This is a genomic window from uncultured Selenomonas sp., assembly GCF_963528755.1.
In the GTDB taxonomy this organism is placed as follows: Bacteria; Bacillota; Negativicutes; order Selenomonadales; family Selenomonadaceae; genus Selenomonas.
Window position 1 is genome coordinate 92,591 of record NZ_CAURXA010000005.1, and the last position, 19,591, is coordinate 112,181.

General features: G+C 57.4%; 17 protein-coding genes. 9 read left to right on the top strand and 8 right to left on the bottom strand.

The features are described from left to right. Positions 1-30: 30 nt before the first annotated feature. The 7 genes from argS to RWS31_RS07320 all read left to right on the top strand — a co-directional run bounded on the left by argS (position 31) and on the right by RWS31_RS07320 (position 7,657). Complete coding sequence (argS, locus tag RWS31_RS07290) at positions 31-1,686, top strand: arginine--tRNA ligase (RefSeq protein ID WP_314597128.1); 1,656 nt, start codon at positions 31-33, stop codon at positions 1,684-1,686. A 16-nt stretch (positions 1,687-1,702) separates the two neighbouring features. Continuing rightward, on the top strand, positions 1,703-2,044 hold the full coding sequence (gene rpoE, locus RWS31_RS07295; RefSeq protein WP_006191875.1) for a DNA-directed RNA polymerase subunit delta: 342 nt from the start codon (positions 1,703-1,705) through the stop codon (positions 2,042-2,044). Positions 2,045-2,139: 95 nt separating this feature from the next. After that, positions 2,140-3,744, top strand: a complete 1,605-nt coding sequence (locus tag RWS31_RS07300) for a CTP synthase (protein WP_314597132.1) — start codon at positions 2,140-2,142, stop codon at positions 3,742-3,744. Continuing rightward, on the top strand, positions 3,741-5,222 hold the full coding sequence (locus tag RWS31_RS07305; RefSeq protein WP_314597134.1) for a protein O-GlcNAcase: 1,482 nt from the start codon (positions 3,741-3,743) through the stop codon (positions 5,220-5,222). The genes RWS31_RS07300 and RWS31_RS07305 overlap by 4 nt, the downstream gene beginning before the upstream one ends. A gap of 92 nt (positions 5,223-5,314) precedes the next feature. Continuing rightward, positions 5,315-5,827, top strand: coding sequence for a nitroreductase family protein (locus RWS31_RS07310; RefSeq protein WP_314597136.1), 513 nt, complete (start codon positions 5,315-5,317; stop codon positions 5,825-5,827). Between the two features lie 82 nt (positions 5,828-5,909). Next, positions 5,910-6,383: a MazG nucleotide pyrophosphohydrolase domain-containing protein gene (locus RWS31_RS07315; RefSeq protein ID WP_314597138.1), complete on the top strand. Its 474-nt coding sequence runs from the start codon at positions 5,910-5,912 to the stop codon at positions 6,381-6,383. A gap of 134 nt (positions 6,384-6,517) precedes the next feature. Beyond that, on the top strand, positions 6,518-7,657 hold the full coding sequence (locus RWS31_RS07320; protein ID WP_314597140.1) for an amidohydrolase: 1,140 nt from the start codon (positions 6,518-6,520) through the stop codon (positions 7,655-7,657). Here RWS31_RS07320 and RWS31_RS07325 read toward each other — a convergent pair. The 6 genes from RWS31_RS07325 to RWS31_RS07350 form a co-directional block, all read right to left on the bottom strand. After that, positions 7,638-8,486: a deoxyribonuclease IV gene (locus tag RWS31_RS07325; RefSeq protein WP_314597142.1), complete on the bottom strand. Its 849-nt coding sequence runs from the start codon at positions 8,484-8,486 to the stop codon at positions 7,638-7,640. The two genes, RWS31_RS07320 and RWS31_RS07325, sit on opposite strands and share 20 nt — an antisense overlap. Before the next feature lie 32 nt (positions 8,487-8,518). Next, positions 8,519-9,334, bottom strand: a complete 816-nt coding sequence (gene lgt, locus RWS31_RS07330; RefSeq protein ID WP_314597144.1) for a prolipoprotein diacylglyceryl transferase — start codon at positions 9,332-9,334, stop codon at positions 8,519-8,521. Between the two features lie 136 nt (positions 9,335-9,470). Beyond that, positions 9,471-10,319, bottom strand: a complete 849-nt coding sequence (locus RWS31_RS07335) for a polysaccharide deacetylase family protein (RefSeq protein ID WP_314597146.1) — start codon at positions 10,317-10,319, stop codon at positions 9,471-9,473. Between the two features lie 198 nt (positions 10,320-10,517). Next, entirely contained in the window at positions 10,518-11,405 is an 888-nt protein-coding gene (locus RWS31_RS07340) for a fructose bisphosphate aldolase (protein ID WP_314597148.1), read from the bottom strand. 173 nt (positions 11,406-11,578) lie between these two features. Then, on the bottom strand, positions 11,579-12,568 hold the full coding sequence (gene fba, locus RWS31_RS07345; RefSeq protein ID WP_314597150.1) for a class II fructose-1,6-bisphosphate aldolase: 990 nt from the start codon (positions 12,566-12,568) through the stop codon (positions 11,579-11,581). A gap of 68 nt (positions 12,569-12,636) precedes the next feature. Further along, entirely contained in the window at positions 12,637-13,542 is a 906-nt protein-coding gene (locus RWS31_RS07350) for an RluA family pseudouridine synthase (protein ID WP_314597152.1), read from the bottom strand. Positions 13,543-13,758: 216 nt separating this feature from the next. Between RWS31_RS07350 and RWS31_RS07355 the strand changes: the two genes are divergently transcribed. Next, a complete protein-coding gene (locus RWS31_RS07355; protein WP_314597154.1) occupies positions 13,759-14,988 on the top strand; it encodes an aspartate kinase in 1,230 nt (409 codons plus the stop codon). Positions 14,989-15,072: 84 nt separating this feature from the next. Beyond that, the gene (locus RWS31_RS07360) at positions 15,073-16,317 is read left to right on the top strand and encodes an aminotransferase class I/II-fold pyridoxal phosphate-dependent enzyme (protein ID WP_314597156.1); all 1,245 of its coding nucleotides are present in this window, start codon (positions 15,073-15,075) and stop codon (positions 16,315-16,317) included. A gap of 63 nt (positions 16,318-16,380) precedes the next feature. Here the strand turns inward: RWS31_RS07360 and tkt are convergent, their stop codons facing one another. Further along, positions 16,381-18,372: a transketolase gene (gene tkt, locus RWS31_RS07365; protein ID WP_314597158.1), complete on the bottom strand. Its 1,992-nt coding sequence runs from the start codon at positions 18,370-18,372 to the stop codon at positions 16,381-16,383. A gap of 116 nt (positions 18,373-18,488) precedes the next feature. Then, positions 18,489-19,370, bottom strand: coding sequence for a DMT family transporter (locus RWS31_RS07370; RefSeq protein WP_314597160.1), 882 nt, complete (start codon positions 19,368-19,370; stop codon positions 18,489-18,491). Positions 19,371-19,591 lie beyond the last annotated feature (221 nt).

Here is a 19,591-nt window from a genome sequence, read left to right on the forward strand (position 1 = left end):
CTTTTCACGGAGAAGATTAGGAGGATTTTTTTGGACATCAAGGAACAGTTGAGCGCAGCCATTCGGCAGGCGGCGCAAAAGGCGATCGCCGACGGCGTGTTTCCGGCAGGAGAGCTTGCCGACATCCTGCTCGAAGTGCCGCCGGACAAAAAGTTTGGTGATTTTGCAACGAACTTCGCCATGCAGTCGGCGCGCGTCTTTCGCATGAATCCGAAGAAGATTGCCGAGGAGCTTGTATCGCGCATCGAGGGCGACTGGCTCGATCATGCGGAGATCGCAGGGCCGGGCTTCATCAATTTCTACCTCAAAGGCAATGTGCTCTATGATTTGCTTCGTCATCTATACGAAGGGGGCGAGGCGTGTTTCAACCTGCCGCAGAAAGATACGGCGCGCATCATGGTCGAATATGTGAGCGCGAATCCGACAGGCCTGCTGCACGTCGGGCACGGACGCGGCGCAGCGGTCGGCAGCGCTCTCGTCAATCTTCTGCGAGCGGCTGGCTATCCCGTTCAAAGCGAATACTACATCAATGACGCGGGCAATCAGATCGACAACCTCGCGGCATCGGTCAACGCACGCTACTTGGAACTGATGGGCAAGAAGACGGCCTTTCCTGAAAATGGCTACCACGGCGCGGACATCATCGACACGGCGAAGCGCATCGTGGAAGCGGACGGCGAGAAGTATCTCTCGCTGAGCGAGGAACAGCGCCTCGTCGCCTTCAAGGAAATCGCTTTGAAGGAAAAGCTTGCACAGCTGAAGGCGGATCTCGCCGCGTTCAACGTGACGTTCGACGAATGGTTCAGCGAGCGCACGCTCCATCCCGAGGCCGTGCGCGACGCTTGTCAGGTGCTCAAGGAAAAGGGAAAGGTTTACGACAAGGACGGCGCCCTGTGGCTGCGTTCGACGGATTACGGCGACGACAAGGATCGCGTCGTCATACGGGACAACGGCGTGCCGACGTACCTTGCAGCGGACATCGCCTACCATCGGAATAAGCTGGAGCGCGGCTTCGGTCATCTCATCAACATCTGGGGAGCGGATCATCACGGTTATGTCTGCCGGGTCAAGGCGGCGCTCGCGGCGCTTGGCTATGCGCCCGAGCAGTTGGAAGTGCTCCTCCTGCAGATGGTCAGCCTGTATCGCGGCGGCGAACTCGTGAAGATGTCGAAGCGCACGGGCGAGAGCGTGACGCTCGAAGAGCTCATCGAGGAGGTTGGTACGGACGCGGCGCGCTACTTCTTCCTCATGCGCTCACTGGACAGCCAGCTCGACTTCGACCTCGATCTGGCGAAGTCGCATTCCAACGAGAATCCCGTCTATTATATCCAGTACGCGCACGCGCGCATTTCGAGCATCTTCCGCCAGGCGGCCGACGCTGGAATTGAGACGGACGGCGCACCTGAGTTTTCGCGGCTCGTCGATGAGACGGAAATCGCCTTGATCAAGAAGATCGAAGAATATGCGGAAGAGATCGAGCGTGCAGCGAGAGAACGTGCGCCGCACCGCATCGCGCGTTTCGCTTACGATACGGCGGGGCTGTTCCACAGCTTTTACAACAAGTGCCGCATCGTAGGCGTGGAACCTGCGCTCTCGAGCGCACGCTTGGCGCTCGTGGCGGTCGCGAGGAATGTTCTACGCCATGCGCTGGGGATTCTCGGCATTTCCGCGCCGGAGAAGATGTGACAGGAAGCAGGAGGTCATGATTTTGGAAAATACGGATTACGCGAAGCGCTCGGAGACGGATGTGGCGCATGACATTTTGAGTGAAAAGAACGAAGCGATGTACTACAAAGATCTCGTCCTGGAGGTCATCGACAAGAAGCGAAAGCCCGTGCAGTCGCTTTCTCATGCGATTTCAGAGGTCTACACGCTGATCAATATGGACAGTCGTTTCCACTATGAGGGAGAGGGGAAATGGGGACTGACGGAGTGGAATCCGCCCGAAGTGAAGCGCACGCATGCCTCGCGCACGGGCGCTTCTTCCAGCCCCAAGACGTCGCGCCGCCGCGAAAAGCTCTTGGAGGGCATACAGGAGGAATAAGGCTTTTGTGGATGCAGCTTGGCAGATTTGGCCGAGACTGCGGGTGAAGTCGGTCTTTTTCGTAGGATATGCCGGAAACAGGGCAGGAGGAAAAAATGGCAAAGTATATTTTCGTTACGGGCGGCGTCGTTTCGTCCCTCGGCAAGGGCATCACGGCTGCTTCCTTGGGGCGGCTCTTGAAGAATCGCGGCATCAAGGTCACGATCCAGAAGTTCGATCCATATATCAACATCGACCCCGGCACGATGAGTCCATACCAGCACGGCGAGGTGTTCGTCACGGACGATGGTGCGGAGACGGATCTCGATCTCGGACACTATGAGCGTTTCATCGATATCAACCTCACGAAAAACTCCAATATCACGGCGGGCAAGGTCTATAACAACGTGCTGACGAAGGAAAGGCGCGGCGATTATCTGGGCAAGACGGTGCAGGTCATCCCGCACATCACGAATGAGATCAAGCAGCGCGTCTATGATGTTGCGGCCGCTGACGGCGCCGATGTCGTCATCACAGAAATCGGCGGCACGGTAGGCGATATCGAGAGCCTGCCGTTTCTCGAAGCGATCCGCCAAGTCAAGAAAGAGGTCGGTCGCTACGATGTGCTCTACATCCATGTGACGCTCGTGCCGTACATTGCGGCGGCGGGCGAACTGAAGACGAAGCCGACGCAGCACAGCGTCAAAGAACTTCGCGGCATCGGCATCCAGCCCGACATCCTTGTTTGCCGCGCGGAAAAAGAGATTTCGAGCGATATGAAGGAAAAGCTCGCTCTTTTCTGTGATGTGGATAAGAGCGCCGTCATCGAAAACCTCACGGCGCCGACAATTTACGAGGTTCCTCTGATGATGGCGAAGGAGGGCCTCGACAAGATTGTGCTCGAAAAACTCCACATGGATTACAGCCCCGCGAACATGGAAGAGTGGGAGAAGATGGTCTTCAAGATCAAGCATCCCGCGAAGAAGGTTAAGGTCGCCGTCGTCGGCAAGTATGTGGATCTGCCCGACGCCTACATGTCGGTGACGGAGGCGCTGCACCATGCGGGCATCGCGAATGATACGGACGTCAAGATCGCCTGGGTCAATTCGGAGGCGATTGAGGCGGCGGACGTCGAGCTCAGCGAGGTGTTTGCTGGGTGCAAGGGAATACTTGTGCCGGGCGGCTTCGGCGACCGCGGCGTCGAGGGCAAGATTCGCGCCGTGCAGTACGCGCGTGAGAACGCGATTCCGTTCCTCGGACTGTGCCTCGGCATGCAATGCGCCGTCATCGAGTTTGCGCGTCACGTCTGCGGCATGACAGACGCCCATTCGACGGAATTCAATCACGAAACGAAACATCCCGTCATCGACCTCATGCTCTCGCAGAAGGATGTCGAGGACAAGGGCGGCACGATGCGCTTGGGGGCTTACCCGTGCAAGCTTCGGGAAGGCTCGAAGAGCCTTGCCGCTTACGCGGAGAAAGAAATCAGTGAGCGCCATCGCCACCGCTACGAGTTCAACAACGATTTTCGTGCCGAGCTTGAGCGTGCGGGGCTTGCCGTCGCGGGAACGCTGCCCGATGACAGCCTCGTCGAGATCGTCGAGGTCAAGGACCATCCGTGGTTTGTCGGTTCGCAGTTCCACCCCGAACTGAAATCGCGTCCGAACCATCCGCATCCGCTGTTTCGTGATTTCGTGAAGGCGGCTCTTGAAGTGAAATGAGAATCTTCCTGACGGTGGTCTTGGCGGCGCTCTTCTGCAGTGCCGCCCTTTTTTCAGAAAATGCTGCTTCTGCTTCGGCGTTGGGGGAGAATGCACGGACGGCACAAGGGCGAAGGCTGGAGAGCGGCATCGTCGAGGGATTTTACGGTAGACCGTGGACGGAGGCCGAGCGTCGCATGATGCTGCACTTCTTGGGTGAACACGGCATGAATCTCTACGTATACGCGCCGAAGGACGATCCGTACCATCGCGAGAAGTGGCGTGAACCGTATCCGCCGCAGGAGATGCTCGCGCTGAAGCGTCTTGCCGCCGAGGCGCGGACTGCGGGTGTGGAGTTGGTCTTCGCTGTATCGCCAGGACTTGACCAGCGCTTTTCGGGTTGGGCAGGCGAGGCGGATGAAAAGGCCATGCTGCGAAAGCTGAAATCTGTTCATGCGATGGGTGTAGAGCGCTTCGCCATATTCTTCGACGACATCGAGCACAAGGACGGCAGGGCACAGGCACTTTTCGTGAATCGCCTGAACGAGGAACTTCTGACGCGCCGCCTTACAGAGAAGCCGCTGCTTGTCGTGCCGACGGAATATTTCCTGCAAGATATGAAGACTGCCGGCGTGACGAAGTCCTACACACGCGAATTTGCCGCGCAGCTCGATGACGATATCGTCGTACTGTTCACGGGGGAAGGTGTCGTGCCCGAAGGCATAAGCGCCGAAGATATGACGGAGGCCGAGCGCCTTTATGGACGACCGCTCGGCATTTGGTGGAACTATCCCGTGACGGACTACTTGCCAGGAAAGCTCGCGCTTGGCCCCGTACAGGGATTGGATGAAGCTGTGGCAGAGCGTGCCCCCGTGTTTTTGATGAACCCGATGGAAAAGCCCTATCTTTCGCGCATCGCCTTGGCGACGGGTGCAGAATGGCTCTCTTCGCCCGACGCGTATGATGCGGAAAGGGCTTGGCATACCACTATTCGTGAGCAATACGGCGGTTTGGCAGGAGCGATGGAACTTTTCGCGCTTCATTCGCGTCGCATGGAAAAGGATTGGGCGCATACGGGCGCACTCGATGCGCCTGTGCTGAAAGAGCAGATGGAAGCTTTCTGGCAAAAGGTGGAACGTGAGGAAAGGGCCGACAAGGAAGCGGAAGTCCTCGCAAAGGAATTTCGTCGCCTGAAACGTGCTGCCAAGCAGTTGGAAAAGAAGCTTCCGCCAGAAACTCTCGCCGAATGTCTGCCGCAGCTCCAGCTCTTCGCTCAATATGCGGAGTCGGCGGAAACGTCCCTCGCGATGGTGAAAGCGCGGCGCGAAGGAAGCTTTGCGCACGAGACGGTGCTTTATCAAAAAATCAAGGATGTTCCCACAGAGCAGCAAAAAAAGGAAGAACCGCGTCTCTCCGAGCAGGTGTTCGCGGATTTTATCGCGAGGGCGAAGGCGTGGCATGAAATGCAAGAGGCTGGTGGAGGATGGAGGAAAAACTAGCTGATCGGTCTGCGCCTTGACCTCTTGGGAGGTTATGCTAGAATATATCAAAGATGTATGGATGTGCATTTTTCGTAGAGGAGGAGTTCTTTATGTCGTTTCTTGATTTGGCGAAAAAGCGCTATTCTTGCCGCAAGCTTTCGGCGCAGCCCGTGGAGGAGGAGAAGCTGCAAAAGATTTTGGAGGCGGGGAATCTCGCGCCTACGGCAGTCAATAAGCAGCCGTTCCATATCTGGGTTTTGAAGAGCGAAGAGGCGATGCAGAAAGTTTCGCAGACGACGTCCTTCATCTTTGGCGCGCCCGTTGCCTTCGTTGTGGGAAGCAAGGCGGAGAGCGCCTTTGTGCGTTCCTTTGACAAGAAAAACTTCGCGGATGTGGATGCGAGCATTGCGGCGACCCACATGATGCTTGAAATCGAAGCATTGGGTCTGGGGACGACGTGGGTCGGGCATTTCGATGCGCCGAAGCTCAAGGAGCTTTTCCCTGAGATGGCGGACTATGAGCTTGTGGCGATCTTCCCTGTCGGCTATCCTGCCGAAGATGCAAAGCCTTCGGCGCGTCATGCGGAACGAGCAGGTATTGAGATGATTGCGGATTGGCTTTGAGAGATTGTTGTTGCCCCGCTGCACGCATGTTGCGGCGGGGTTTTCCTTATGGAGCGGATTTTGTTGAATGCGAGGAAGATTTATGACATACGTTGAGCAATTGCAGAATATTGTGCGCACGCTGCGCTCCGAACATGGCTGCCCATGGGATCGGAAGCAAACGCATGAGAGCATCAAGCCAGGCTGCATAGAGGAAGCGGTCGAGGTGCTCTGCGGCATCAATATCCTGAAGGAGACGGGAAGGGCGGAAAACCTGCGTGAGGAGCTTGGAGATCTTCTGCTGCAAGTGATCTTTCATGCGCAGCTTGCCGAAGAAGAGGGACTGTTCACGTTGGAGGATGTGGCAAAGGCTGCCGCAGAGAAGATGGTGCGCCGCCATCCGCACGTGTTCGGCAAACCGGTCAAGGATACGTCAGGCAAGCCGCTGACGGAATGGAAGGAAATCAAGGCATGGGAGAAGTGCGGTCGAGAGTGGGAAGAGGACTACCTACCCGGCGCCTTTGCGGAGGCCGTGCAGCTTTTGCAGAAGGCCAAGGAGCGCAAGAAATTGCAGTAGGGGGAGGTGTGTGAAGATGGGCGGCTGAACTTTATCCGTACTTCCCGTAGTGAAACCGTTGTTGACAATATGACAGCTTCGCTATATAATCTCAGATAATATACTAAACATATATGAATTAGAGAGGAAAAATTATGTTAGCTATCGAAAACATCGAAGCATATATCGAGGAAGAATTTCAGTGGTTTCACCGCCATCCGGAGCTTTCTTATGAAGAAGTGGAAACGACGAAGCGTATCCGCGCCTCCTTGGAACATGCGGGCATACGCATTCTCAAATTGCCGCTTTCGACAGGAATTGTTGCGGAAGTGGGAGAGGGTGAGCCTGTCGTTGCCTTGCGTGCCGATATCGACGCCCTGCCCATCGAAGAGCAGACGGATTTGCCGTACCGCTCGGAGAATGAGGGACGCATGCACGCCTGTGGGCATGATTTTCATACAGCGTCCGTTCTCGGTGCGGCGCTTCTGCTCAAAGAGCGCGAGATGGAGCTGAAAGGGCGCGTACGCCTGTTCTTCCAGCCAGCAGAGGAGGCGCCGGGCGGGGCTAAGGTGCTCATGGAAGCAGGAGCCTTGCGCGATGTACAGGCAATTTTCGGACTCCACGCGTCTCCCCTTTTGACGGTTGGCACGGTCGGCATATCGGAAGGTGCTGTCACGGCGGCAGTCGACCGCTTCGTATTTCGCTTCATCGGCAAGGGGACGCATGCCGCGCATCCGCAGCGCGGCATCGATCCGATTCCTTTGGCAGCGGGATTCATCCAGGCGGTGCAGACCGTCGTCGCGCGCAACCTTCATCCGTTTTCGGCAGGGCTTGTGAGCGTCACGCATGTTGCTGCGGGCAATACGTGGAACGTTATCCCTGAAGAAGCGCTCGTCGAAGGAACGACGCGCAGCATGGACGGAGAAGAACGCGCCTTGATTCGTAAGCGCGTCTGCGCTTTGGCCGAAGGTCTGGCACAGGCGCATGGTGCTGAGGTGGTGACGGATTGGTACGAAGGGCCGCCGGCGACGGCGAACGATGTTTTTTGGACATCGTTTTCCAAGCGGGTGGCTGAGGAGTGCGATTTGCAGATTGTGTCTGCTCCGAAATCTTTGGGCGGCGAGGACTTCGCCTTCTATCAGGAAAACGTGCCTGGCTGTTTCGTACTGGTTGGAACGGGATTATCTGCTGCCATCCACAATCCGAGCTTTCGTGTAGACCCCGCTGCGCTCGCGCCGACGGCGCATTATCTAGCGGCACTTGTGCAAGGGGCGCTTATTCAAAGCGCTCCCTGAGCATGGCAATCTCTCTTGCATATCCTGCATCGTCGTTCGGTGTTTCCAAGATGAAAGGCAAATGGCGAATCTTCGGGTGACGGATGACGCGCGTCAGGGCTTCGAGTCCGATTTCTCCCTCGCCGATGCGTGCGTGACGATCCTTGCGGGCGGCGCGGACGTTGAGGCTGTCGTTGAGATGGACGGCATGAAGGCGGGAGAGGCCGATCACACGGTCGAATTCTTCAAGTACGCCGTCGAGATCGTTTGCGATATCATATCCCGCATCCCAAACGTGACAGGTATCGAGACAGACGCCGAGCCGTTCCTTGCAGTCTACGCGCTCGATGATGGCGGCGATTTCCTCGAAGCTGCGTCCGATCTCCGTTCCTTTGCCCGCCATGGTCTCCAGGAGCACGATCGTCTTCTGCGCCGGATTGAGGACATCGTTCAAAAGGTCTGCGATAAGTTCGATGCCTTTTTCTGCGCCCTGCTGTACATGACTGCCGGGGTGAAAATTGTAGAGCGTGTTCGGGATATGCTCGAGGCGTGCTAGATCATCTGCCATCGCTTCGCGTGCGAAGGCGCGCAGAGTATCCTTGGCGGCGCAGGCGTTCATTGTATAGGGCGCATGGGCGACGAGCGTGCCGATGTCGTGTTCTTCACGGTAGCTGCAGAAGGCGTGTACGTCGTCCAAGTCGAGCGGCTTGGTCCTGCCGCCGCGCGGGTTACGTGTGAAGAAGGCGAAGACGTTGGCATCGAGGTTCACTGCGGCCTTGCCCATGGCGAGATAGCCGCTGGCAGACGAGAGATGACAGCCGATGTGAAGCGTATGGTTTGTCTTTTGCATGGTAGAGACTCCGTTTCACTGAGATGAGACGCTCATGTGCGGGCGGCACGCTTGCGATTTTTCTTCTTTGGCAGTTCTGCCGTATGCTTTTTGAAGCCGAGCCAGAGAAAGAATACGAGTGCGATGGTAAAGGCGACGAGACTCGTCATCTGTGCAGATTTGAACAGCCCAAGGACGAGTTCGTTGTAGTCACCGCGCAGGTATTCGAGGAAGAAGCGTGCGGCGGAGTAGAGCATGATGTAGAGGGCGAACGCCTGTCCCTTCGCATGATTCGTCGCGCGAAAGATGAGGAGGAGCGCGAAGATGAAGATGTCAAGTTGGCATTCCCAGATTTCCGCCGGCCACAGGGGCTGGTTGCCGTAGGTGTGGAAGGCGAGCGTGGTCTCGGGATAGAGGATGCCGAAAGAGGAGCCGGTCGGTGCGCCGAAGGCGTCACCGTTCAGAAGATTGGCCGAGCGGCCGAGCGCTTGTCCGAGGATGATGGCGGGCGCTACGATGTCAGCGAGCGCCCATGTGTCGATGCTGTGACGGCGCGTGTAGAGGATGCCGACGATAGCGCCGAGCAGCACGCCGCCCTGGATCGCCATGCCGCCCTGCCAGACGTTCAAAAGTTCCGTCAAGTGGTTCTGGTAGTAATCCCAATCGAAGAAGAAGACGTCCCAGAGCCGTGCGCCTAAGAGCCCCGCAATGCCGCAGTAAATGCCCATGTCGACGATGTGACTGTGGTAGCGTCCGTCCTGTTTGGCGAGGAAGTAGGCGACGCCCGTTGCCAGGATGATGCTGAGGCTCAGGATCAGCCCGTAAGCGCGCACGGGAAAGTCTCCGATGAAAAACAAGTATTGGTGCATGAGAAGTGCCTCCGTCGAATCAGTATTTTAGGCTACAAGGATTGTATCATTTTACGACTTACTCTGTCTACTGTCTGCCTATATTGCATTCACTTATGAAAAACACCCCCGGAACGGGGGCGTTTCTTGTATGGTGTCAGGGTGTAGGAATGAAGCGTGCACAGGTATTGTGACCGCCGCTTAGAAGTTCCGTGCGCACGTTTTGCAGGCGGGAGAAGATTGGAGTGAAGAGGAGGCGCAGCTTGAAGCGCAGGAAGGAGTGAGAGTTGGAGCCAAAGATCGGTATGCGGTTGAGCGCATATTGGTCGTCGCCGGGATGGTCGAGCCCGTAGTTGACGGTGAAAGCCGTGCGGTAGCCGGCTTCCCTTACGACACGCTGCACTTCGTCATTGTAAGCGCCGCAGGGGTAGGCGATAGAAGTGACTTTTTTATTGAGGTGTGATTCAATCGCTTTCTTGGAGTCGACGGCTTCGTGTTGCAGCTCTTCGGCAGAGGAAAGCTCGCTGAGCGCGACATGGGTCATTGTGTGGCACTCGATGTCGATGATGCCCGAGTCCTGCATCTCTTGGCAGATTTCCCATGTGAGATAGTTCGGATAGACGTTTAGATAGTCCGTGATGATGAAGATGGAACCTTTAAGCCCGTATTTTTGCAGGATAGGATAGGCATTTTCGTAATTGTCGATATAGCCGTCGTCGAAGGTGAGGAGGATGGGTTTTTCGGGCAGAGGGGCGCCGTTTTCGAGGTGATCGGCAAGTTCGTTCGGCGTAATGGGATGGTAGCCGTTTTCGGCGAGATACTGCATCTGCGCTTCGAACTCGGGCGTGCTCAGCGTCAGGGCGTTGTGGTCATGGTCGTTGATCTGGTGATAGTTGAGAACGGGAACGCCGCCTTGGAAGCTGCTCGAGCATAGGTATGCTGCAGCGAGGAGCAAGACGAAAAGTGAAAGTATGATGGCAAGAAATTTTTTCTTTGAAGTATGCATGGAGAACACATCCTTGGTTTGTATGATATAGGGGGTCACGAGAAGGTTCGTATGTGATACCCTCTAGTACCCTATCATATAGCAGGGGATTTTCTCTGTCAAGATTGGAAAATCCTGCAAAGAAAAAGGCAAGACAGCATATCGTTTGCTGTCCTGCCTTTTCTTTGCAGATTCTTGGAAAGAATGATCTGCGCTTTCTCAGGTGATGGAGGCCTTGTAGATGCCGTCGACGGCGGTCTTCAAAACCTTGTCGAACTCGGCGTCGCTCTGGCTTGCGCGAAGATCCTGGGCGAGGGCGCGTGAGAAGCTGGCGATGAGGCCGCGATTCTTGGCAAGCTTCTCGTTGGCCTCATCCTGCGGGTAGCCGCCGCTCAAAGCGACGACGCGCACGACATGCGGATCCTTCATGAGGTCTTCGTAAAGATTTTCCTTCGTCGGAATCGTGACCTTGAGCATGATTTTGTCGGCGGCGGGAAGCTTCGCCACATGCGCTTTGATCTCTTCGAGCATGATGGCTTCCGCCTCTTCCTTCTTGGCGCAATGGATGTCGACCTCCGGCTCCAGGATGGGGACGAGTCCCTTGGCGATGATTTCTTTGCCGACGGCGAACTGCTGCTCGATGACAGCCTTGATGCCCTCTTTGTTCGCCTCTTTGATGACGGAGCGCATCTTGGTGCCAAAGATATGGCGCTCTACGGCGCGGTCGAGGAGGGCGGAGAGTCCGTCGATAGGCTTCATGAGCTGTACGCCGTCCTTCTCGGCGGCAAGTCCCTTGTCGACCTTCAAAATCGGCACGATACCTTTCTTTTCCCACAGGTAGTCCGCCGTATAGAGACCGTCGATCTTGCGATCCATCGTGTTTTCGAAGAGGATGGCCGCGAGAATCTGCTCCTTTGTGAATGAGGGACTTTTGATGATGCGCGTGCGCATCTCATGAACGCGCGTGAACATCTCCTCGTCGTTGGAATAGGCACTCTCATCGACGCCATAAGCCTTCAGCGCCTTCGGTGTCGAACCGCCGCTCTGATCGAGGGCGGCGATGAAACCCTTGCCGCTGGTCATGCGATTGAGCTGCTCTTGATTCATTTTGCATACCTCCTTAAATCGTTTCCGGTTCTATTATACCTCTATGGATGCAGAAAGTAAACGGAATTGAAAATAAATATCAAAATATAAAAATCGTGCAGAAAGCTGCTTTCTGCACGATTTTGGAAGAACATTTATTGGGCTGGCGCACAATGTTCGTAAAGCGTCTGTGCTTACTTCAAGAGTGCCATGACCTCTGCAGCCTTGCCGTCGGAGCCGAGGACTTCCTTGATCTTGTGCTCGACGAGTTCGCGGATGTAGTCGCGTCCTGGTGCGATGTACTGGCGCGGATCGAAGTGCTCGGGATGCTGCTTGAAGTGCTCGCGGATGCCTGCTGTCATGGCGAGGCGCAGGTCGGAGTCGATGTTGATCTTGCAGACCGCCGACTTCGCCGCTTTTCTCAGCTGATCCTCGGGAATGCCTACGGCGTCGGCGAGATTGCCGTCGTTGTCGTTGATGATCTTGACGTACTTGGGAATGACGGACGAGGCGCCGTGCAGCACGATGGGGAAGCCCGGCAGGCGCTTTTCGATTTCCGCGAGGATGTCGAAGCGCAGTTCGGGCGGCACGAGCACGCCGTCAGCGTTCTTTGTGCACTGCTCGGGCTTGAACTTGAAAGCGCCGTGGCTCGTGCCGATGGCGATCGCGAGGGAGTCGACGCCCGTGCTTGAGACGAATTCCTCGACCTCTTCGGGACGCGTGTAGTGCGCATCCTCTGCGGCCACCTTCACATCGTCCTCGATGCCCGCGAGCTGTCCAAGCTCGCCCTCAACGACGACATTGTGCGCATGGGCGTACTCGACGACGCGCTTCGTAAGTTCGATGTTCTCCTTGAAGCTCAGGTGCGAGCCGTCGATCATGACGGAGGTGAAGCCGTCGTCGATACAGGATTTGCAGGTCTCGAAATCCGGGCCGTGGTCGAGATGCAGGGCGATGGGCAGATCCTCGCATTCGAGTGCAGCCTGCACGAGGTGCTTGAGGTAGGCGGGCTTCGCATACTTTCGCGCACCGGCGGAAGCCTGCAGGATGATGGGGGACTTCACAGCCGCTGCCGCTTCGGTGATGCCCTGAACAATCTCCATGTTGTTGACGTTGAAAGCGCCGATGGCGTAGCCGCCCTCGTGGGCTTTCTTGAACATTTCTTTTGTTCCGATGAGTGGCATGATCTCAACCTCCTATGAATAGATGATACTCGTTTACCACTCTATTATATCATAATTTAATGAAAGCGTCATGAATCTTTCGTGAAAAGAGAAAAATTACCGTAGATTTCGGGGAAAAAGACGGACATATCTGTAGGCAGAGGTGCGTGCACGGTGATTTCTTCGCCACTCGACGGATGACGAAGGCGCAGGTGATGGGCGTGCAGCGCTTGACGGGCGATGCGATCCGTTCTGCCGCCGTAGAGGTCATCGCCGAGGAGCGGATGAGCGAGGTGCGCGAGGTGGACGCGGATCTGATGCGTGCGTCCCGTTGCCAGGCGAAGCGCGAGAAGCGAAAGCCCGCCATGCTCTGCAAGCGTTTCATAGTGCGTGACGGCGTATTTTCCCGCAGGTGAGACCATGCGCTCGATGATGCTGCCGGGGCGGCGCGCGATGGGCGCAGCGATCGTGCCGCAAGGCTCGGGCAGTTTGCCTTCGATGACGGCAAAGTAGATGCGCTCGATTGCGTCATGTGCGGACAAGAGGTGCTGCATGTGCGCCTCCTTGGCGATGAGCACGAGTCCGCTCGTCTGGCGGTCGAGGCGGTGCACGGGATGAAAGGCGTGCTTTTCACCGTGCGCTTCATAGTGAAAGAGCACGGCATTGGCGAGCGTATGACTGTGCTCGCCGCCCGTCGGATGAACGAGCATGCCTGCGGGCTTGTTGACGATGAGAAGCGTCGCGTCCTCATAGAGAATGTCGAGCGGAATGTCTTCGGGCGCGATGCGGCTCTCTTCCGACAGATGCCAGCAAAGTTCATCGCCGCTTTTGATGCGGGTCTGTGCGGCGTTGGTGGGGCGTCCGTTCAGCGAGAACGTGCCCGAACGCCGCAGTTTTTTCCAGAGCGTCGTGGAGAAGCCGCACTCCTTCTGCAAAAACTCCCGAAGCGCCATACAAGTCAGTCCTTCCGGCACGATAAGTCGCGTCTTTCCCATGCAATCACTTCCTTTTCCAGCAATATAGCATGGAGAAGCGTGGTTGTCCATTTGCATTTTGTATTTTTTTGTTTCTCGCTAGACGTGGACATGAAATTCTTGTATAATATAAGGCGGTCAAGCTCATTTCTTGAGATTTTGTAACGAATGACCATTCTCAAAGGACATTTTTGCTCGTGACATTTTTCTTGTCTACGGGCAATCTAGGAGGAAGTTATGGCTCTGATCGTAAAGAAGTTTGGCGGCAGCTCGGTTGCCACTACGGAAAAAATCAAAGCGGTGGCGCGGCGTGTCCTCGATGGCATGAGGCCCGAAGACAAGGTCGTCGTCGTCGTCTCCGCCATGGGAGACACGACCGATGATCTCATCGAGCTGGCGCGCGGCATAGACAAGAATCCGTACCATTATGCGCGTGAGATGGACATGCTGTTGACGACGGGTGAGCAAGTTTCCATCGCGCTCTTAGCGATGGCGTTCTGCTCGATGGGGCATAAGGCGGTCTCCTTGACGGGCGCGATGGTCGGCATGGGTACGAATTCCGTGCATACGAAGGGGCGCATCATCGGCATCGAACCGAAGCGCGTCGAGGAAGCGCTCAATGAGGGAAATATCGTCGTCGTTGCAGGCTTTCAGGGCGCTGACTCCTTCGGCGATCCCGTGACGCTCGGACGCGGCGGCTCAGACACCTCGGCCGTGGCTCTTGCGGGCGCTCTCGCTGCGGACAGCTGCGAGATTTTCACGGATGTGGACGGCATTTACTCTGCCGACCCGCGCCTCGTCCAAGGTGCACGCAAGATGCAGGAGATTACTTACGACGAGATGTTGGAGATGGCGCGCCTTGGCGCAGGTGTCATGCAGCCGCGCTCCGTGGAGATGGGCAAGCACTTCGGCATTCCCATCCATGTACGCTCGACGTTTACCGAGAAAACCGGCACGATGATCAGGGAGGCTTATACAATGGAAGAGAAGGATTTTGAAATCAGGGGGCTGGCACACGACGACAAGGTGGCAAAACTTGCCGTCATGGGTGTGCCGAACCAGCCGGGCGTCGCACATTCCCTCTTTTCTGCGCTCGCTGATGCCAATGTGAGCGTGGACATGATCGTGCAGAGCGTGCGAAACATCGAGCATAACGTGACGGACATGGTCTTCACTGTCGCCGTCGACGATCTCGAAACGGCGCGTGAGATCGTCGAGGACGTCAAGAAGAAGCTCAACGCCGTGTCGGTTCTCGTCGAGGAGAACGTCGCGAAGGTTTCCATTGTTGGCGTCGGCATGCTCGGCAACCCCGGCATCGCGGCGCGCATGTTCGGCGCCCTGCAGAAGGCAGACGTCAACATCGACATCATCAGCACGTCGGAAATCAGCATTTCCTGCCTGATCACGAAGGATAGGCTCAAGGAAGCGGCGAACGCGATCCACGACGAGTTCTTTCCGCGCGGCTGAGCGGGACTCGATGAAGAAATAAGGGAGCGCCGATACATCCGGTGATTCCGCAGGAAACAAGGCAAGTGGGAGGCTTCATATAAAATGAGCACGAAGATGGCAGCATCGCATACGGAAAATAAAGTTCTGAACGACGTGATTTTCGCCGCGAGCGGCGCGGCGACGATGGCGGCGAAGGAGCATGGAGCAGAGAAGATCACGAACGCCACATTGGGTGCGATCTTTGGCGAGGATGAAAAGCTCGCTTGCATACCGACGGTCGAGAAGGTGCTGCGCGAGCTGCCGATTCCCGAAATCATCGCCTATGCGCCTGTCGCGGGTCTGCCTGCATATCTTGAGAGCGTGAAGGACATCGTCTTCGGCAATCATCGGCCGGAAGGCTATGTCGAGGCCGTCGCGACGGCGGGCGGCACGGGCGCCATCCACCACGCGATCGAAAACTACTCGGAGATCGGCGAAGCCGTGCTCACTGCCGATTGGTTCTGGGGCCCTTACAACGCGCTCTGTCAGAATATCGGGCGGCGCTTGGAGACATTCCAGCTCTTCGACGAGGCGCTTGCCTTCAATGCTGCCGCTTTCACGGCGAAGGTGGAGGCGCTTCTCGAAAAACAGGATTCTCTTCTCATCATCCTCAATACGCCTGCACACAATCCGACGGGCTATACGCTTTCCGATGAGGACTGGGATGCGGTTCTTGCGACCGTAAAGGCCCATGCGAAGAAGGGCAAGCGCATGAGCGTTCTCGTTGATATCGCCTACATCGAGTACAGCGGCACGAAGGACGAGACGCGCGGCTTCATGGAGAAGTTTGCGCATCTTCCCGAGAATGTATTCATCATGTTCGCCTTCAGCATGTCCAAGGGGTATACGCTCTACGGGCAGCGCACGGGAGCAATCGTCGGTCTTTCCGCAAGCCGCGCCGTCATTGAGGAATTCTCTGACGTCAACAAGTTTTCGAGCCGTGCGACATGGTCTAACATCAATCGCGGCGCGATGGCGCTGCTGGCAACGATTCAGCAGGATGCGGCGCTTCTCACCGCCTACGAGAAGGAGCGCGATGCGCTCTATCAGATCGTGCGCTCGCGCGGTGCGCTCTTCATGAAGGAGGCGCAGGACTGCGGCCTCAAGGCGCTGCCGTACAAGGCGGGCTTCTTCCTCGCCGTGCCTTCGGAAGATCCGCAGGCTGTGGCGGACAAGCTGCATGATGATCTTGTCTTCGCCGTTCCCTTGAAGCGCGGCGTGCGTATCGCCGTCTGCGGCGTCGCCACGAAGAAGATCGAGGGGCTTGCCGCGAAGGTCAAGAAAGCATGGGATTTCGTAGGCAAGTGAGCCTCGTTCACTGAGGCACGCAAAAAGGAGCTGCGCGGGGCAGCTCCTTTTTCTTGTGTGCGATTATTTTTCCAGAACCTTCTTCATTGTCGCGACGACGTTTTCCTTCGTGAAGCCGAACTTCTTGAAGAGGACGCCGGCAGGGGCGGAAGCGCCGAAGCCGTGCATCGTGACGGTCGCACCGTCGAGTCCTGTGTAGCGCTCCCAGCCGAAGCTGGCGGCCGCTTCGACGGCGACGCGGGCGCGGATGGATTTCGGCAGGACGCTTTCCCTGTATTCAGCGGATTGCTGCTCGAAGACGTCGACGGACGGCAGGGAGACGACGCGCACGGCGATGCCGTCTTTGGCGAGTTCTTCCTGCGCCTCGATGGCGAGCGATACCTCAGAGCCGGTGGCGATGAGGATGCCCTGCGGCGCCCCCTTCGCTTCGGAAATGATGTAGCCGCCCTTCAGGGCTTCCTTGGAGCTTCCTGCAAGCTGCGGCAGATTCTGGCGCGTGAGCGCGAGAACGGTCGGCGCATCCTTGCTCGTCACGGCGCTGTACCAAGCGGCGGCCGTTTCCGTCGCGTCGGCAGGGCGGAAGACGTTGACGTTCGGCGTCGAGCGCAGCATGGCAAGCTGCTCGATCGGCTCGTGTGTCGGGCCGTCTTCGCCGACGCCGATGCTGTCGTGCGTGAGCACGTAGACGACGGGCAGCCCCATGAGCGCGGCGAGGCGCAGCATGGGCTTCGTGTAATCGCTGAACACGAAGAAGGTCGCGATGTAGGGCAGGACGCCGCCGTGCAGCGCGAGGCCGTTGGCGATCGCCGCCATGCCGAGTTCGCGCACGCCGAAGTGCAGGTTGCGTCCCGCACGATCCGTGCAGCTGAAATCGCCTGCGCCGTCCATCACGGTCTTGTTCGACGGCCCGAGATCTGCGCTGCCGCCGATGAGCTGCGGCACGATCTCCTTGAGACGCTGGATCATCTTGCCCGACAAAGCGCGCGTCGCGGCGGGCTTGTCCTCGTACGCCCAGAAGTCCTCGCTCTTGAGCAGCGCCGCAGCATCGACGGGCGCGTGGAACGCATCCCAGCGAGCCTTCTCCTCGGGGTATTTCGCGCAGTAGGCGGCAAAAAGCTCGTTCCACTTTGCCTCAAGAGCCGCACCCTCAGCGGCGAGCTTCTCGTAATGTTCGTAGACGGCGGCAGGAACGCAGAAGCTCTCGGCAGGATTTTCCCAGCCGAGATTTTCCTTGAGCGCGCGCAGATTTTCTTCGCCGAGCGGTTCGCCGTGGGCGCTCGCCTTGCCTTCCTTGGCAGGGCAGCCGAAGCCAATCTTCGTTTTGATCGTGATGAAGGACGGCCGCTTCTTGTCCGCTTTCGCCTCTTCGATCGCCTTGCCGATGGCGGCGAGATCCGTGCCGTCCTCGACCGTGAGCGTCTGGAAGCCGAAGGCCGCCATGCGCTTTTCCACGTCCTCGGTAAAGGCGAGGTCGGTGCCGCCCTCGATGGAAATGTTGTTGCTGTCGTAGAGCACGATGAGCTTGTCGAGCGCGAGCGTGCCCGCGAGCGAGAAGACCTCGGAGGAGATGCCCTCCATCATGCAGCCGTCGCCACCGAGAGCGAAGGTGTAGTGATCGACGATGGGGAAATCCGGCTTGTTGAAAACGGCGGCGAGGTGCGCTTCGGCAATCGCCATGCCGACCGCCATGCCCATGCCGGCGCCCAGCGGTCCCGTCGTGGCTTCCACGCCCTTCGTATGACGGTACTCGGGATGGCCGGGCGTCAAGGAGCCGTCCTGGCGGAAGTTCTTGAGGTCGTCGAGCGTCAGCCCGTAGCCGAAGAGGTGCAGCAGGGAATAGAGCATGGCGGAGCCGTGCCCGGCGGAGAGGATGAAGCGGTCGCGGTTCGCCCAGTTTGGATTCTTGCCGTTGTGCTTCATGTGGTGCGCCCAAAGTTCGTAAGCAATCGGGGCTGCGCCGAGCGGCAGGCCCGGATGGCCGGAGTTCGCCTTCTGCACGGCGTCCGCCGAAAGTGCGCGGATCGCATTCACGCAGGTGGTGTCAATATTGCCCATAGATTTCTCCTCCTTGAAATCGTCGTTTGTTGACCTCTTTCATCATACATGATTTATTTGGAAATGTATAGCGCGAGAGGAAAGTTTTGCAGAGAGTCATGCTGTAAAATACTGCGTCAGCGTTTGTTGAGAAGCGCGATGGAGAACAGGATCAGCACGACGCCGACCGATTCGGTGAGGCCGAAGGGGACGGCGAGCAGCATAGTGGAGAGGAGTACAGCGGATAAAGGCTCGATGGAACTCAGGATGCCGATGGTGCTCGGCCGGATGTATTTGAGGCTTTCGAGATATGACCAAAAGGCGATGACCGTACCGAAGAGGACGACATAGATGAATACGGCGACGGAGGCGGCGTCCAAGACGCCGGCGAAGTTCCACGGTGCGCGAAAGGACATGAGCAGGAAGCCGCCGAGGAGCATCGCCCAGCCGATGACGAGAGGCGAGCGGAAATTGTCCAGCAGCCATTTGGGCTGTATGGTGTAGATGGCAGCGCAGAAAGCGGAAGCGACTCCCCAGAAGAGAGCGATGGGCGGGATGGCGAGAGTCGAGAGACTGCCGCGCGTCAAGATGAGGAATGTGCCGACGAAGGCGAGCAGCACGCAGCCGCTCTCGCGCAGCGAGGGCAGGCTGCGGCTCTTCAGAGCGAGCCAGAGGACGACGATGATCGGCATCAGGTACTGCAGGACGCTCGCCGCTGCCGCGTTGCCGTGCTCGATGGAAGAAAAGTACGTGTACTGCACGCCGAGCATGCCGAACAGGCTGAAGAAGAGGAGCCGCTTCGTCGCCGTGCGGTTTCGCCAAACGGAGAAGATGCTCTCGCGGTTCTTTGCCGCATCGAGCAGCAGAAGCAGTATGCCTGCGAGCGTCATGCGCATCATGACGAGCCATTCGGTGGAAAATCCTTTTTGCTGCAGCAGGAACTGCGCGGCGACGCCCGAGCCGCCCCAGAGCAGCGCGCCGAGCGCCACGAGTGCGACGCCTTTTTTCGATGGATTCATGGTATCGCTCCTTGTCTTTCGTTTCGTCTCTGACTATAGCATTTTTGGGAGCAAAAGAAAAGGGAGCAGAAGCGTGAGGTTTTTTAGGAAGCTGGGAAGGCAGATGAAATGATGCCGGGAAGCCGGGCAGCGGAAAGTTTATGCGCGATTGCTCACGCCGATGGGATGAATTTGGCAGGCCGATATGCTATAATGAAAGCGCAATATCGGATGCGGGGCAA

What these genes read in the sequence shown, in the direction of transcription:
- RWS31_RS07340 (WP_314597148.1), bottom strand. Translation starts at nt 11,405, where the DNA reads ATGAATCAAGAGCAGCTCAATCGCATGACCAGCGGCAAGGGTTTCATC.
- RWS31_RS07310 (WP_314597136.1), top strand. Translation starts at nt 5,315, where the DNA reads ATGTCGTTTCTTGATTTGGCGAAAAAGCGCTATTCTTGCCGCAAGCTT.
- RWS31_RS07305 (WP_314597134.1), top strand. Translation starts at nt 3,741, where the DNA reads ATGAGAATCTTCCTGACGGTGGTCTTGGCGGCGCTCTTCTGCAGTGCC.
- lgt (WP_314597144.1), bottom strand. Translation starts at nt 9,334, where the DNA reads ATGCACCAATACTTGTTTTTCATCGGAGACTTTCCCGTGCGCGCTTAC.
- RWS31_RS07335 (WP_314597146.1), bottom strand. Translation starts at nt 10,319, where the DNA reads ATGCATACTTCAAAGAAAAAATTTCTTGCCATCATACTTTCACTTTTC.
- tkt (WP_314597158.1), bottom strand. Translation starts at nt 18,372, where the DNA reads ATGGGCAATATTGACACCACCTGCGTGAATGCGATCCGCGCACTTTCG.
- RWS31_RS07360 (WP_314597156.1), top strand. Translation starts at nt 15,073, where the DNA reads ATGAGCACGAAGATGGCAGCATCGCATACGGAAAATAAAGTTCTGAAC.
- RWS31_RS07325 (WP_314597142.1), bottom strand. Translation starts at nt 8,486, where the DNA reads ATGCAAAAGACAAACCATACGCTTCACATCGGCTGTCATCTCTCGTCT.
- rpoE (WP_006191875.1), top strand. Translation starts at nt 1,703, where the DNA reads ATGATTTTGGAAAATACGGATTACGCGAAGCGCTCGGAGACGGATGTG.
- RWS31_RS07355 (WP_314597154.1), top strand. Translation starts at nt 13,759, where the DNA reads ATGGCTCTGATCGTAAAGAAGTTTGGCGGCAGCTCGGTTGCCACTACG.
- RWS31_RS07320 (WP_314597140.1), top strand. Translation starts at nt 6,518, where the DNA reads ATGTTAGCTATCGAAAACATCGAAGCATATATCGAGGAAGAATTTCAG.
- RWS31_RS07315 (WP_314597138.1), top strand. Translation starts at nt 5,910, where the DNA reads ATGACATACGTTGAGCAATTGCAGAATATTGTGCGCACGCTGCGCTCC.
- fba (WP_314597150.1), bottom strand. Translation starts at nt 12,568, where the DNA reads ATGCCACTCATCGGAACAAAAGAAATGTTCAAGAAAGCCCACGAGGGC.
- RWS31_RS07300 (WP_314597132.1), top strand. Translation starts at nt 2,140, where the DNA reads ATGGCAAAGTATATTTTCGTTACGGGCGGCGTCGTTTCGTCCCTCGGC.
- RWS31_RS07370 (WP_314597160.1), bottom strand. Translation starts at nt 19,370, where the DNA reads ATGAATCCATCGAAAAAAGGCGTCGCACTCGTGGCGCTCGGCGCGCTG.
- RWS31_RS07350 (WP_314597152.1), bottom strand. Translation starts at nt 13,542, where the DNA reads ATGGGAAAGACGCGACTTATCGTGCCGGAAGGACTGACTTGTATGGCG.